The organism is Pseudomonas sp. GD03842 (assembly GCF_029841165.1).
GTDB lineage: Bacteria > Pseudomonadota > Gammaproteobacteria > Pseudomonadales > Pseudomonadaceae > Aquipseudomonas.
Window position 1 is genome coordinate 115,399 of the sequence record NZ_JAOCEA010000007.1, and the last position, 14,646, is coordinate 130,044.

Below are 14,646 nucleotides of genomic sequence, written 5' to 3' on the forward strand. Positions count from 1 at the left end.
AAGTTCATCGCCTAATGCATCATGTTGTATAGTCGCGCCTGCAATGCCCACTTCACCTGGTGACCCATGTCCTACCCACTCGACGCCATCAACCACACCTATCTGGGTAGCAACGTGTATGCCCAATTGCGCAATGCGCTGATCACGGGCGGGTTGAAGCCCGATGACCGGCTGCGCATCCGGGAGCTGGCGAGTCAGCTGGGCACCAGCGTGACTCCTGTCAGGGACGCCATCCTGCAGTTGGCCAAAGAGAAAGCACTGGTATTGAAGACGCCCAAGGACATTCGCGTGCCGGTGCTCGACAGCGCAGCCTATCTGGAGATACGCACCCTGCGTCTGAACCTTGAAGGCCTCGGGGCCGAAACAGCCGCACGTATCGCGACCAGTGCCGACTTGCAGCGAATCGAGGCCAACATCCAGTCGAACCTCGAAGCGATCAATAACAACGACCTGACGCAAGCGTTACGGTTGAACAGTGATTTTCACTTCCTGCTGGCCGACACGGCTCGCATGCCGGTGCTGCGGGGGTATATCGACAGTTTGTGGATGCGCGCGGGTCCCCTGATCGCCCAGGCCTACGTTCACTTCTCGCTGACCATGGCGATCGAGCACCACCAGGAAGTGCTTCACGCTTTACGCAATCAGGACCCGGCGGCGGCGCGTCATGCCATTCAGACCGACATCCTCGACGGCAATCAGAAAATGCTCGAATTCATCGCCGTCAGTCAGGAAGCATTGGCCGAATAGCTTCCAGCAAGGATTTTGATTGACATACAGGTCACTCAAAAAACATGATGCATCAAACTTCACTAACAAGTGAGCAGGCTCATGAGCGAAAAAAAGAAGCTGTTGTTGACGGGTGCCAGTCGAGGCATCGGTCACGCCACCGTGAAACATTTCAACGCAGCCGGCTGGGAAGTCTTCACCGCGTCCCGCCACGACTGGGTGGCCGAGTGCCCCTGGGCCGAGGGCCTGTTGAATCACATCCACCTGGACCTCGAAAACATCCAAAGCGTCACGGACAGTCTCGCTGATATCAAGGCTAGGCTCGGCGGACGTCTGGACGCCTTGGTCAACAATGCCGGGGTGTCCCCCAAGGGGCCTGAGGGCAGCCGTCTGGGGGTGCTGGAAACGGACTATGCCACCTGGGTGCAAGTGTTCAATGTCAATCTGTTTTCCACCGCCCTGCTCGCCCGCGGCCTGTTCGACGAATTGGAAGCCGCCAAGGGCAGTATCATCAACGTAACGTCCATCGCCGGCTCGAAGGTGCATCCTTTTGCGGGCGTGGCGTACTCCACGTCGAAGGCCGCCCTTTCCGCACTGACGCGGGAAATGGCTTACGACTTTGGCCGTCATGACGTGCGCGTCAACGCGATCGCGCCCGGTGAGATCGATACATCGATCCTTTCCCCTGGCACCGCAGAAATGGTCGAGCGCCTCGTTCCGATGCACCGTTTGGGCAAACCCGAAGAAGTCGCATCGCTGATCTATTTCCTGTGCACCAGTGGCGCGTCCTATGTGAACGGCTCGGAGATCCATGTCAACGGTGGTCAGCATGTCTGACACGGCAAAGTCCGCTTCTCTCTGCGCACAACTGATGACTACCGAAGTACCGCGGGTGAGTCTCCACGAAGCGGAGCGGGTTGCCCTTGATCAGTACGGCTTACGTGGCCCGATCGAGCAACTCGACGGAGAGCGGGACCTCAACTTTCTGATCCGGGACAGCCGTGGCGCCTTCGTCATGAAGTTCGTCAACCCTGCTGAAGCCCGCGAGGTGACGCGGTTTCAGACCGACGCACTGGTGTACATCGAACGCCAGGGCAAACACTTGCCCGTTCCTCGCGTACTGGCCGCCCGGACAGGGGACTTCGAAGCCCGCGTGCTCATCGCCCAGCAGGCACTGACGGTGAGAGCGGTCAGCTACCTTGACGGTATCCCGCAAAATCTCGGCACTCCCAGCGTGGCGCTGATGCACGAACTGGGCGCGACCCTCGCACAGGTCAACCTGGCCCTGAAAGGCTTTGCGCCACCGGCGGCCCACCGTTACCTGCTGTGGGACGTTGGCCACGCGGAACGCGTACGTCCGCACCTCATTTTTCTGGACCAAGCGCAGCGCCCCCTGGTGACGACCCTCCTCGACCACTATGAGCGCCAGGTCAAGCCGCGCCTATCGGCGCTCAGGGCCCAAGTGATTCACAACGACCTGAACCCACACAATGTGATCCTCGACCGCGAGACCGGGACGCGCGTGGCGGCGATCATCGATTTCGGTGACGCCTTGTACGCGCCCTTGGTCAATGAACTAGGGACTGCCCTGTCCTACCAGTTCGACGCTGACGCGACCGATCCACTCTGGCGAATCAAGGCCTTCACCGCGGCCTACAACGCCCACATCCCCTTATTGCCGGATGAATTGAACATTCTGGGCGATCTGATTGCTACGCGCATGGCCATGGCAATCACCATCGCCCAGTGGCGTGCCTCGCTGTATCCGCAGAATCGCGCCTACATTTTGCGCAATCTGTCGGTGACCTGGCGCAACCTGCAAGGATTGATGGCCCTGCCGAGCGGGGCACTGACCCAAAGCCTGATAGACGCCTGCACACCGGAGGCCCTGTGAATACCGAAGCCACCCCACTCCTCGCCCGTCGTCGCCAAGCCTTGGGGGCAAGTTACCGGCTGTTCTACGAAGAGCCCTTCGCTCCGGTACGAGGTGAGGGTGTCTGGCTGTATGACCAGCACGGCACGCCTCACCTGGACGCCTATAACAACGTCGCCTCCATCGGCCATTGCCATCCGGCGGTGGTGCAGGCTATCGCCGAGCAAAGTGCGTTGCTCAACACCCACACCCGCTACCTTCACCCCTCCATCGTCGATTACGCGGAGGATCTGCTCAGCGAATTTCCCCAGCCCTTGAACAACCTCACCATGACCTGCACCGGCAGCGAGGCCAACGATCTGGCGTTGCGGGTGGCGCAATGCGTGACGGGAGGAACCGGGATGCTGGTGACGCGCTGGGCGTACCACGGCGTGTCGAACCTGCTGGCGCAACTTTCTCCGTCCCTGGCGACCGGCCTGCCGACCGCCTCCCATGTCAGGTTAATCGATGCGCCCGATACGTACCGCGGCAATACCTTCGTTGAGAGCGTCACCGCAGCATTGGAGGATCTGCGCGCGCACGGCATCCGACCTGCCGCGCTGCTGACGGACAGCATCTTTTCCAGCGACGGCGTCTTCACGCCAAGCCGGGGTGAGCTGGCGCAGGCCGCGCAACGGGTACGTGCGGCAGGCGGTCTCTACATCGCCGACGAGGTGCAGGCTGGCTTCGGCCGCACGGGGGCGCACCGCTGGGGATTCCAGCGCGACAGCGTGATTCCCGATCTGGTCACCCTGGGCAAACCGATGGGCAATGGCCACCCTGTCGCGGGCGTGGTCGGACGCGCCGAGCTGTTCGACGCGTTCGGCCATCAGCAACGCTATTTCAACACTTACGGTGGGAATCCAGTGTCGTGCAAGGCGGCCCAGGCGGTGCTCGACGTCCTGCGCCAGGAAGACCTTCAGGCCAACGCGCAGCGAGTCGGCGAGTACCTTCGGCAAGGTCTGCATGACCTTGCTGCCCGCCACCCTGCGATCGGGGACGTTCGCGGCCAAGGCTTGTTCATCGGCGTCGAACTGATCGACTCGCCCGCCACACGCCTCCCTGCCACGGCGTTGGCCAGCCACGTGGTCAACGGTATGCGACGCAGACAGGTGCTGATCAGCGCCACGGGGCCGCGCAGCAATGTGCTGAAAATTCGTCCACCACTGGTGTTCACCCGCGAGCACGCCGACCTGCTGCTGGAACAGTTGAGTGCGACATTGGCCGAACTGCCTTGACTTCCAGGGTTAGCGGTAGGGCAAGCGCGGTAGCGCTGCGCCAGAGCTCGCCTCATCGCGCATGAATGGTCTTTAACCCGGGTTGACCAAAGTTGGTAGCGGTGCCACGGTCTCAAACAGGGCGCCGCAGCACAGCCGCGGTGCATTTCCCCGACGATTTGGAGTAAAAACCCGCGGAAATGATGGGCGTGAAGGAGTGGCACAATTTCTGCTTCGAACATGATGCATCATGTTTTGAATATACAGGGGAACCTGAGATGACCCGCAGCAACGCAGAGGCCTTCGTCAGTTTTCGAGGCGTGGAAAAGAGCTACGACGGTTTCAAGACAGTGGTGAAACAGCTTGACCTGGACGTGACGCAGGGCGAATTCCTGACGTTGCTCGGCCCATCCGGCTCCGGGAAGACCACCAGCCTCATGATGCTCGCCGGCTTTGAAAGCCCCACCCAAGGCAGGATCTGCCTGGACGGCAAAGCGATCGAAAGCGTTCCCGCGCACTTGCGTGGCATTGGCATGGTGTTTCAAAACTATGCCTTGTTCCCGCACATGACCGTCGCGCAAAACATGGCCTTTCCGTTGGAAGTGCGACGGATCAACCGGCACGACATCCGCGCGAAGGTCAAGCGGGCGCTGGAGATGGTGCGCCTGTCCGAACTTGCTGACCGCTACCCCAGCCAATTGTCAGGCGGCCAGCAGCAGCGCATTGCACTGGCCAGGGCGCTGGTGTTCGAACCACGGCTGGTGTTGATGGATGAGCCGCTGGGTGCGCTGGACAAGCAACTGCGCGAACAGATGCAGCTGGAAATCCGCCGCCTCCATCGCGAGCTCGGCCTGACCGTGGTCTTCGTCACTCACGATCAGTCCGAAGCGCTGACGCTGTCTGATCGCATCGCGATCTTCAACGATGGAGTGATTCAGCAGGTCGACACCCCGCAGGCGCTGTACGAGCGTCCTGCCAATACCTTCGTCGCCACCTTCATGGGCGATACCAACGTGCTGCCCGGAAGACTCGACTCGCTCGACCCCGACCGGTGTCGCGTACGCCTGGACGCCGGTCAGCAGGTGTTCGCACGTCGCACGCCAGGGCTGGTCGACGGCAGCCGCACCTCGCTGTCGATCCGATCCGAACGGGTCACCCTGGATGGGGATGAGCGTTATGACAGCCGCCTGAGCGGGCGGATCGAAGAATGCCTTTACCTGGGTGACCACGTGCGCATCCGGCTGCGCGTGGGCGACAACCCCGATTTCAACGTCAAGGTGCCCATCGCCCAGATGCAACCGCTCTGGCGCGAAGGTCATTGCCTTTCTGTCTGTTGGCACAGCGCCGATGCCTCGGCGCTGGATGCGACGCCTGCCTAACCCTCCGAACCTCGATGCCTCAGGAAACTCGCCATGCTCAAGCCATTTGCTGCAATGACCCTGTTGACCGCCCTCCTCACGCCCGCCGGCTCAACGAGCGCCGCTGAACCGCTGACCGTCATCTCGTTTGGCGGCGCCGCCAAGGTGGCGCAGGACAAAGCGTTCTACCAGCCCTTCAATGCCACCGCAAAGGGCACCATCCAGGCCGGGGAATACAACGGTGAGATGTCCAAGATCCGCGCGATGGTCGAAACCGGCCAGGTCAGTTGGGACGTCGTTGAAGTCGAAAGCCCTGATCTGGTACGCGGCTGTTCCGAAGGCCTGTTCGAGCCCCTGGACTGGAGCAAGATTGGCGAACCGGGGCAATTCGAAAAGAGCGCCGTCAGCGAGTGCGGTATCGGCATGTACTTTTGGTCGACCGTTCTGACCTACAACGCCGACAAACTGAAAACCGCCCCGACCGGTTGGGCAGCTTACTGGGATACCAAGACCTTTCCCGGCAAGCGTGGGCTGCGCAAAAGCGCCAAGTTCACGCTGGAAATTGCCCTGCTCGCCGACGGGGTGAAGCCGCAAGATTTGTACACGGTGCTCTCGACCCCGGAAGGCGTTGACCGGGCGTTCAAGAAACTCGACCTGATCAAACACGACATTCAATGGTGGGAGGCTGGCGCCCAACCGCTGCAATGGCTGGTGGCAGGCGACGTGGTCATGACCACCGCGTACAACGGCCGCGTGACCAGCGCCCGGAATGAGGGGCACGCCTTCACCATCGTCTGGGACCAGAGCCTCTTTGACCTCGACAGTTGGGCCATCGTCAAGGGCTCGCCACACAAGGCCCTGGGTGAGCAGTACATCGCCTTCGTCAGCCAGCCCCAACAGCAGAAAGTGTTCGCCGAGACCATTCCGTATCGCCCTACCAACAAGCAGGCCATGGCGCTGCTGGACGCCAACACGCAGAAAAACCTGCCGGATATCGAGAAAGGGCTGCAGGTGAGCACACAGTTCTGGATCGACCATGGCGAAGAACTGGAACAGCGCTTCAACGCCTGGGCCGCGCGCTGAACGCCCCCCTTCCCAAACCCGACACCGCTGTGACGAGGAGTCGCTCATGCCTGACGCCCTGACGTTGGAACCACCGATGCCTGCCAATGCGCCTCGCGACCTTGCCTGGCGAATCCGCGCGGCGCGGCGTAGCCATACACGGCGCTCCATCATGCTGCTCTTGCCCTTGCTGACGCTGTTGGTGGTGGGCTTCCTGACACCCATCGGCGGGCTGTTGACCCGCAGCGTCGACAACCCGGAAGTGGCCACCGCCCTCCCCCGCACACTGTCGCTCCTGGCACAGTGGGACGGCCAGGCGGTGCCGGGTGAAGCGGTGTTCGGCGCGTTCGCTGAAGACTTGCGCAACGCACGAAGTCAGGGGCAACTGTTTGCGTTGAACCGACGCCTGGGCTATGAAAGCCAGGCGTTGCGCAGCATCCCTGCGGCAGTCCTGAGCAAACTGCCTGCCCCTGGCCAACCGCTGCGCGAACGCTTGCGCCAGGCGGTTCCAGCCCTCGATGACGTTCAAACCTGGGCCACGTTCAAAGCACTCGGGGCGCGCTATACCAGCCTTTACTGGCTGTCGGCGTTCGATCTGAAACGCGAAGCGGGCCAGATTCGCCCGGTCGACCCAGGCAAGGCGTTGTACCTGGAAGTTTTGCAACGCTCACTGGCGATCGCGGGGCTGGTGACGCTCCTGTGTGTCGTGCTGGGCTACCCATTGGCGTACTGGCTGGCTCGCCAGCCTCCCCGGCGCGCCAATCTGTTACTGATATTCGTGTTGCTGCCGTTCTGGACATCTTTGATTGTGCGCACGGCCAGTTGGATCGTGATGCTGCAATCCGGCGGCCTGGTGAACGACACGCTGATGAGTCTGCATGTGCTGGAGAAACCCCTGGCGCTGGTGTTCAATCGAACCGGCGTGCTGATTTCGATGACTCACATCCTTCTGCCGTTTCTGATCCTGCCGCTGTACGCAGTGATGAAGGGCATCGATCCGCGCTACACCAATGCAGCAATTTCACTCGGCGCTCACCCGCTGACCGCCTTTCGCCGGGTGTACGTGCCGCAGACGTACGCCGGCGTCGCCGCGGGTGCCCTGCTGGTGTTCATCATGGCGATCGGTTACTACATCACCCCTGCGTTGCTGGGCGGCCCCGGCGATCAGATGATCAGTTATTTCGTGGCCTACTACACCAACACCACCATCAATTGGGGCATGGCGACGGCCCTGAGCAGCCAGTTGTTGATCATCGTGCTCTTGCTGTACTGGGTGTACACCAAAGTGTCACGCTCCGCGCACACACCTGCCTGAGGAACCTGCCATGAAAAATGTCGATCCTTGGGAGATGCGCCTGCTGCGCCCGTTGCTGAGCCTGTACAGCCTGTGCATGTTGCTGTTCCTCATCGTGCCCATCTTGGTGATCGTGCCGCTGTCGTTCAACGAAGGCTCCTTCCTGACCTACCCCCTCAGTGGTCTGTCGCTGCGGTGGTACCGAGAGTTCTTCGGCTCCGGCGAATGGATGCAAGCCGTGGGCAATAGCCTGAAAATCGCCCCCCTCGCCACGTTGCTCGCGACCGTTCTGGGTACGTTGGCGTCGGTGGGCCTGTCCCGAGGCGAGTTCAAAGGCAAGGCACTGATCATGGCGATCCTGATCTCGCCCATGGTCGCCCCGGTGGTCATTGTCGCGGTCGGGTTGTATTTCTTTTTTGCCCGTCTGGGTCTGCTCAATACGTACACCGGCCTGGTGATCGCCCATGCAGTGCTCGGCGCGCCCTTCGTGCTGATCACGGTGAACGCCACTCTGGAGGGCTACAATCGCAACTTCACTCGAGCGGCTGCGAGCCTGGGCGCCTCGCCGTGGTACGGTTTTCGGCGCATCACCCTCCCCCTCATTGCACCCGGCGTGCTGAGCGGCGCGCTCCTGGCGTTCGCCACCTCGTTCGATGAGGTCGTGGTGACGCTGTTTCTTTCGACCCCGGCGCAGAAGACGTTGCCGATCCAGATGTTTGCCGGAATCAAGGAAAACCTGAACCCGACCATCGCCGCCGCTGCCACCCTGATGGTCGCTAGCGCACTGCTGCTATTGCTTACCATGGAAGCGCTGCGTCGGCGCAACGAACGTACCCGCGGCTCATGACGCCCGGACACCCTACGGCTGCGGTGCAGGATCGTACTTCACGGCTCGGCGGACGAATGACTGTCCATGACCTGCGTCATCGCCGCGGCGTATCAAGGAAGAGGCAGCCGCCGGGGTTAGCTGGTAGACTGCGCCCCGAAATTACCTAAGAGGAATGCTTCATGGCCACTAACCGCTCCCGTCGTCTGCGCAAAAAACTCTGTGTTGACGAGTTCCAGGAACTGGGCTTCGAGCTCAATCTGGAATTCAAAGAGGGTCTGGACGACCAGGCGATCGACGCCTTCCTCGACGCATTCCTGACCGAAGCCATGGACGCCAATGGCCTGGATTACGTAGGCGGTGACGACTACGGCCTGGTCTGCCTGGCAGAACGCGGCTCGGTCACCGAAGAGCAACGGGCCACCGTCGAAGCCTGGCTCAAGGGCCGCAGCGAAGTGACCAAAGTCGAAGTCAGCCCGCTGCTGGACGCCTGGTACCCGGAAAAGCCGATCAACCCTGCTTCCTGATCCGCCCGCTGCACGCGCCGACGAAAACCGCCCCCTGGGGCGGTTTTTTCATGGGGGCGCGGAATGGCCTGGAGCCGACGTTGATCCATCGGCGCAACGAACGCCTTTCAACGCGTTCATGACGCCCCCAGCCAGGCACCTGCAAAAATAGCCGCTTCTGACGGCGGTTTCCCGGCGCAAGTCACGCCACCTTGGGGCATAATGCCGCACAGGATCGGGCGACCCTCCATTTTCCGCGACAAACAGCTTCGGGTTCCGGTCCCTGTTCAGGTCACGAGGGAATTCATCCCCTCATTGTTCCCCTCTTTCTGCAGTAGGGTTTTATTGAATGATCAAATCTTTGCGTCCGCTGTTGTTCGCCTCCCTGCTACTGCCGTTTTCCCTGTCCGTTTCCGCTGCACCGATCAACACTGCGCTGCCGCCCAAGGTCGCAGCAGCGCTGAAGGCCAGCAAGCTCGATAACAGCGCCCTGTCGCTGGTGCTGCTGCCATTGACGGGTCCCGGTACCCCGACCGTCTATAACGCCGACGTTTCGGTCAACCCGGCTTCCACGATGAAGCTGGTCACCACCTATGCCGCGCTGGAAATGCTCGGCCCGACCCACCAATGGAAAACCGAGTTCTACACCGACGGCACGTTGAGCAACGGTGTCCTGCGCGGCAACCTCTACCTCAAGGGTGGCGGCGACCCGAAACTCAACATGGAAAAGCTCTGGCTGCTGATGCGTGATCTGCGGGCCAACGGTGTGCAGCAGATCACCGGCGATCTGGTGCTGGACCGCAGTCATTTCATCCAGCCGCAATTGCCGGTGTTCGACGACGACGGCAACGACAAGAACAAACCGTTCCTGGTCCGCCCCGACGCCCTGATGGTCAACCTGAAGGCGCTACGCTTCGTGACCCGCAATGACGGCGGCAAGATTCTGGTGTCGGTGGAACCGCCAATCGCGGCCATTCACATCAACAACCAGGTGAAGGCCCTGGCGTCCAACAAATGCACGGGCGACGTGCTGTACAACCCGGTGCCCGACACCGATGGCGGCATTACCGTGACGGTGTCCGGTCAGTTGGGGGATGGCTGCAACTCGCAGACCTACCTGTCGCTGCTCGATCACCCGACCTATACCGCAGGCGCCGTGCGCGCGATCTGGCAGGAACTGGGCGGCACGATCCTGGGCAAGGACCGTCTGGACGTGGTCCCCGGCAGCGCCAAGCTGTTGGCCAAGGCCTACTCGCCGGACCTGGCGGAAATCATCCGCGACATCAATAAATTCAGTAACAACACCATGGCCCAGCAACTGTTCCTGAGCCTGGGGTCGGAATTCCGCAATGAAGCCGACGGTGACGACGCCAAGGCGGCGCAACGGGTGATCCGTCAGTGGCTGGCGAAAAAAGGCATCACTGCCCCGCACCTGGTGATGGAAAACGGTTCAGGCCTGTCCCGCGCAGAACGTGTGAGCGCCCGAGAGATGGCGCAAATGCTTCAGGCAGCCTGGAACAGCCCTTATCAAGCCGAGTTCATGAGCTCACTGCCGCTGGCGGGCATGGACGGCACCATGCGCAAACGCCTCAAGCGCACTGCATTGCGCGGCGAAGCGCACATCAAGACGGGCACATTGAATACCGTACGGGCCATTGCCGGCTTCAGCCGTGACAGCAACGGCAACACCTGGGTCGTGGTGGCGATCCTCAACGACTCCCGTCCATGGGGCGCGTCGTCGATCCTGGATGAAGTCTTGGTCAGCATGTTTAACCAGCCAAAGCTGGCGAACACCACGCTCTCCCTGCAGCAGCCTTGACCGCCCAGGCGTGCGCCATCTTGACGATGGCGCATGCCTTTTTCACCAGCGCTGGCCGAGACCGAGCAACTCCGCATTCTGCTTGCGCCACCCTATCAGGCAGGGGTCGTCGCGATGTCCGGGAAAGCTGCTCTCGATACTTGATTCCGCCTTGACCGGGGCGGGTCGGGCGCTGCCCCCGATGATCCACCCTCTTCGCCACCAACAAGGTGGACAACGAGGCCTCCAGCCCCCATGAACAGGCCGACGCACACGTGCGCAAGCGAGTTCGAGTGAACCATGCAACTAGCCTAGGTACAGCGGGCATTACGCGTTGATCCTCCCGCTCCGCTTAGCCCTTGCGCTGTCCGTTTCTGACAGCAATGTCACCCACCGCGCAGTGGGATGAGGCTACCCTTCTACTTCCTACCCTCCACAGGACAACGCCTCAATGAAAAACACCCAACGATCACAGGGCGCGCTGTTGCTCTCGGGGCTGCTGGCTTCGGCATTGCTCTTGGCCCCTGCCGCCCACGCCGACGACGGCAAGCCCACGCGCGTACGCGGCGCCATCACCGCCGTCGAAAGCGACGCGTTAAAAATTCACAGCAATCGGGGGGAGGACGTCCAGGTCAGGTTGACTGAGAAGACCCAAGTGCGCGCTGTGAGGCTTGCCCAGGTCTCGGACATCAAGCCGGGCAGCTATGTGGGCTCGGCGGCCATCCCGCAAGCGGATGGCACCCTCAAGGCGCTGGAAGTTCACGTCTTCCCGCCCGAGATGGCAGGCACCGGCGACGGCCACCGCGCGTTTGACCTGGGCAAGGACAGCACCATGACAAACGGGTCGGTGGGCGATCTGGTCACCAGCAACGGGCGCACGATTACCGTTAACTACAAAGGGGGTCAGAAGAAAATCGTGATTCCGGATGACGTCCCCATCGTCAGCTTGACGCCCGCGGACCGCAGCCTGCTCAAGCCTGGGGTAAAAGTGGTGCTGCAAGCCCAGCCAGACGCTGACGGCACGCTGACAGCGCTGTCGATTTCCGCGGGAGAGAATGGCGTCACTCCGCCGATGTGACAGTTTGAACAAGCCCTGACGCACCGCACACCGGCGCCTCAGGGCAATCAGTCAGCGGATCAGAGGCAGGTGGCGACCACCGCCCCGCGTTGCTCGATCACCTTCGCGCCGGGTTTGGCGTAGAAGTTGATCGTCGTCGCCCCCCCCTTGCCGCTGACGTCGGCAAAGTACTCGCTTTCCGTGGTGTACACCGTGAAATCACCGGCTTTGCCATTTTCCATGAACACGTCGGCAACATCTCCAAACAGCTGCACGTTGGCCCAGCTCACTTTGATGCATTCGGCGACAGCCGCGGCTGGCTTCTCACTCGAATAGACCTGTGCCGGCCCGGCCGAACGCACTTCACTCATGCTCGTGCAACCCGCCAGCATCGCCAGCGCTACCGCTCCCGCCCAGTGTTTCATGACAGTCCTTTCACTCGAAAAGGAGCGATCTTAACAGCAAGGCGCACCCCGCCGAAGTTCCGCGACAGGATCGAGGGTGCGGCAATGCTGACCAGACGCTAGCCGACATTCAGTCATCCAGGCCAGGCGGGGGTGCCGCGGGCGCACCTTTGCCTGCCTTGGTCGGCTTGCCACTTTGGGAAGCGGCTTTCGGTTCGGCGGCAGGAGGCGCGGGGGCCGGTGCAGCGGCTTCCTTCTCGGCCATCGGCATCTGATCGATGGTGCTGAAGATTTCCTTGGGATCGATGGGGCCTTTATGGTCGATCTTCTTCTCGCCATCCTTGCCCACCAGGATCACTTGCGCCTGATCCTTGTCCAGAACGCCGAGCTTGAGCTCGCGAATGAGTGCCATGGTCGACTGAGCGTCCATTTCCTTGCCATTACGCTGACCGGCGAGCCCGACGACGGTGTACAGCACCATGCTGCGCTTGGCGAAGCCTTCCTTGTTGGCCGGTTCATCGAACTGCTTCTTGAGGCTGGTGAGCGTCGGGTCGACCGAACTCGAGGCAATGATGATCAACGGACGAGCCTTGCCGCGCTCCTGAGCCAGTGGTGTATCGGCATCGGCCGCCAGCAGGGGACTGGCAACGGCCAACAGCGCGGCGAGGGTCAGTGACCGACTTAACATAAGCACCTCCTTTGGATAACCATGCACTCATGATCGCGCATCGTGGCAAAAGGTCCAGCCGACAGCTTGAAAATTCAGGATTTTTTTCGATGGAAGAATGCGCCTCAGGATCGGAACGGCGCGGTCGAAGCCCGACGAGCGGGGCTTTGAGAAGGGAGAGCACGGCACGAATCGCCGCAATAAAAAAAAGGGCGAATCATAGGATTCGCCCTTTTCGACACCGCCCAGCAGAGCGGATTTTGTTTGGTAGGCGCGATTGGACTCGAACCAACGACCCCCACCATGTCAAGGTGGTGCTCTAACCAACTGAGCTACGTGCCTGCTGTGAGGCGGCATTCTACGGATATTCCAAAGTGTGTCAACGGCTTTTTTCACACTAAGCCTCTGAATATGCAAATTTTTTGCACAGCGTCCTCCGCGGCCCAGCTTCCCTTCTCGCATTGCGGTTGCAGACGTGAATTCTGCAGGGGGTTCTTCCAACGACTGCCGCTTGTCGCCGTGATGGCACTTAATCCGATCCTGGAACGCCCAACGGAGAACAGGACCCAAGACACGGAGATCACACGATGAATATCTCATTTGCTGCACTGACGCTGGGCTGCGTTCTGGTATGTGGATCGGCCACCGCACTGGCCGGATCGGCCACTCCCGAGATGGGCGCACCCCCCTCTCAGACCGGCCTCGACCCACGCACCCAAGGCAACGACATCCAGCGTCAAGGCACCGACATGGATAAGGGCGATCCGGCCATGGGGATCCGTCGAGGCATGAATTCCAGTTCGATGAGCAATGGCACCGGCGGCAGCAACGGTGTGGACCTGCCTGGCGGGGACACCACGGGCAGCGGCTCGACAGGCAGTGGTTCAAGCGGTTCAAACGGCGGCTCCTCCAGTGCCGGCGGAGCGGGCGGCTAACGGTTGCGGCATGCAGCTGGATAAAAGCATTGACGCTGGCTTCTCCATTCAAGCAAGCGCGGCATGTGGCAGGGCTTCGACAGCCCTGCCGTTCACAAGGCTTCAATCAACGCTCTAATTACCGGCGCGTCCGCTTCAGATGCCGAGACAGCGACGATCATCCCTAGACCGAATCGGCCACCCACAGCGAACACCGAGTACTTTAATTGCATCCCCCCTAGGTCGAAGGCCGTGCCGCTTGGCCTCGCGAAATGGTAGGTTGGGCGGCCTGCCCACCCACTCGAAGCCTTCCCATGACAACGCCCAGCGCCCGACTCATCTACCGACCGCCGACAGCCGATGATGCCGCCCGATTGTTCGCCATTTACAGCGACCCACGCACCCAGTCATTCAACCCCGCCGGGCCGATGAAATCGGTCGAGCAAGCGCACGCCCTGCTCGCCCACTGGATTGAGCACTGGCAACGACACGGGTTCGGCTGGTGGGCGATCGCCGTGCAACACACCCCCGAGCACGTGATCGGTTTCGGTGGGGTGGCGCACTACGATTATTTGGGCGAGCTGCGGCTCAACCTGGGCTACCGCTTCGCCCCTGAAGCATGGGGCCAGGGCTACGCCACCGAGATGGGCAGGCAGGCGCTCGACCACGCCTTCGCCAGGCCCGTGGTCCGGCGTGTGTGGGCCGTGGTGCGCCCTGATCACGCAGCATCGATCAAGGTCCTGGTGAAGCTTGGGATGCAACCGTGCGGCGTGCTGGATGACGTGCCCGGTCAGCCGGAAAGCCTGCTGTTCTGCGTTGACCGATGAGTCGAGGTCGCCTTCATTACACTCACGCGAAACCACCCGCGTCGGTTCTCAGTGCTACAGTCAGTCCCCATCGTCATC

Annotated in this window: 15 protein-coding genes and 1 tRNA gene; 13 read left to right on the forward strand and 3 right to left on the reverse strand. The window is 61.4% G+C overall.

The window, feature by feature from the left end; translation table 11 throughout:
• Positions 1-66 precede the first annotated feature (66 nt).
• From N5D61_RS12065 to N5D61_RS12115, 11 genes are all read left to right on the forward strand, one after another.
• Positions 67-747, forward strand: a complete 681-nt coding sequence (locus tag N5D61_RS12065; protein WP_108238544.1) for a GntR family transcriptional regulator — start codon at positions 67-69, stop codon at positions 745-747.
• 81 nt (positions 748-828) lie between these two features.
• On the forward strand, positions 829-1,563 hold the full coding sequence (locus N5D61_RS12070; RefSeq protein WP_279892887.1) for an SDR family NAD(P)-dependent oxidoreductase: 735 nt from the start codon (positions 829-831) through the stop codon (positions 1,561-1,563).
• Positions 1,556-2,620: a phosphotransferase gene (locus tag N5D61_RS12075; protein ID WP_279892888.1), complete on the forward strand. Its 1,065-nt coding sequence runs from the start codon at positions 1,556-1,558 to the stop codon at positions 2,618-2,620. Before N5D61_RS12070 ends, N5D61_RS12075 begins: the two co-directional genes overlap by 8 nt.
• Positions 2,617-3,876: an aminotransferase class III-fold pyridoxal phosphate-dependent enzyme gene (locus N5D61_RS12080; protein ID WP_279892889.1), complete on the forward strand. Its 1,260-nt coding sequence runs from the start codon at positions 2,617-2,619 to the stop codon at positions 3,874-3,876. The genes N5D61_RS12075 and N5D61_RS12080 overlap by 4 nt, the downstream gene beginning before the upstream one ends.
• Before the next feature lie 257 nt (positions 3,877-4,133).
• Positions 4,134-5,234, forward strand: a complete 1,101-nt coding sequence (locus N5D61_RS12085; protein WP_279892890.1) for an ABC transporter ATP-binding protein — start codon at positions 4,134-4,136, stop codon at positions 5,232-5,234.
• A 54-nt stretch (positions 5,235-5,288) separates the two neighbouring features.
• Positions 5,289-6,296, forward strand: a complete 1,008-nt coding sequence (locus N5D61_RS12090) for an ABC transporter substrate-binding protein (protein WP_279893082.1) — start codon at positions 5,289-5,291, stop codon at positions 6,294-6,296.
• 46 nt (positions 6,297-6,342) lie between these two features.
• Positions 6,343-7,590 (forward strand): ABC transporter permease, encoded by a 1,248-nt coding sequence (locus tag N5D61_RS12095; RefSeq protein ID WP_279892891.1) that lies wholly within the window; start codon positions 6,343-6,345, stop codon positions 7,588-7,590.
• Positions 7,591-7,624: 34 nt separating this feature from the next.
• Positions 7,625-8,416, forward strand: a complete 792-nt coding sequence (locus tag N5D61_RS12100) for an ABC transporter permease (RefSeq protein WP_256600875.1) — start codon at positions 7,625-7,627, stop codon at positions 8,414-8,416.
• Between the two features lie 161 nt (positions 8,417-8,577).
• Entirely contained in the window at positions 8,578-8,922 is a 345-nt protein-coding gene (locus N5D61_RS12105) for a YggL family protein (RefSeq protein WP_108238536.1), read from the forward strand.
• A 328-nt stretch (positions 8,923-9,250) separates the two neighbouring features.
• Positions 9,251-10,720 (forward strand): D-alanyl-D-alanine carboxypeptidase/D-alanyl-D-alanine-endopeptidase, encoded by a 1,470-nt coding sequence (gene dacB, locus N5D61_RS12110; RefSeq protein ID WP_279892893.1) that lies wholly within the window; start codon positions 9,251-9,253, stop codon positions 10,718-10,720.
• A 430-nt stretch (positions 10,721-11,150) separates the two neighbouring features.
• The gene (locus N5D61_RS12115) at positions 11,151-11,777 is read left to right on the forward strand and encodes a DUF5666 domain-containing protein (RefSeq protein WP_279892895.1); all 627 of its coding nucleotides are present in this window, start codon (positions 11,151-11,153) and stop codon (positions 11,775-11,777) included.
• 59 nt (positions 11,778-11,836) lie between these two features.
• Here N5D61_RS12115 and N5D61_RS12120 read toward each other — a convergent pair whose 3' ends face one another.
• The 3 genes from N5D61_RS12120 to N5D61_RS12130 form a co-directional block, all read right to left on the reverse strand.
• Positions 11,837-12,181 (reverse strand): 2-oxoacid ferredoxin oxidoreductase, encoded by a 345-nt coding sequence (locus N5D61_RS12120; RefSeq protein ID WP_108238533.1) that lies wholly within the window; start codon positions 12,179-12,181, stop codon positions 11,837-11,839.
• A gap of 109 nt (positions 12,182-12,290) precedes the next feature.
• The gene (locus N5D61_RS12125; RefSeq protein WP_279892896.1) at positions 12,291-12,848 is read right to left on the reverse strand and encodes a DUF4174 domain-containing protein; all 558 of its coding nucleotides are present in this window, start codon (positions 12,846-12,848) and stop codon (positions 12,291-12,293) included.
• A 244-nt stretch (positions 12,849-13,092) separates the two neighbouring features.
• Positions 13,093-13,169: transfer RNA gene (locus N5D61_RS12130), tRNA-Val, on the reverse strand.
• 245 nt (positions 13,170-13,414) lie between these two features.
• On the opposite strand from N5D61_RS12130, the gene N5D61_RS12135 reads away from it, so the two are divergent.
• On the forward strand, positions 13,415-13,762 hold the full coding sequence (locus N5D61_RS12135; RefSeq protein ID WP_279892897.1) for a hypothetical protein: 348 nt from the start codon (positions 13,415-13,417) through the stop codon (positions 13,760-13,762).
• 293 nt (positions 13,763-14,055) lie between these two features.
• Positions 14,056-14,568, forward strand: a complete 513-nt coding sequence (locus N5D61_RS12140; protein WP_279892898.1) for a GNAT family N-acetyltransferase — start codon at positions 14,056-14,058, stop codon at positions 14,566-14,568.
• Positions 14,569-14,646 lie beyond the last annotated feature (78 nt).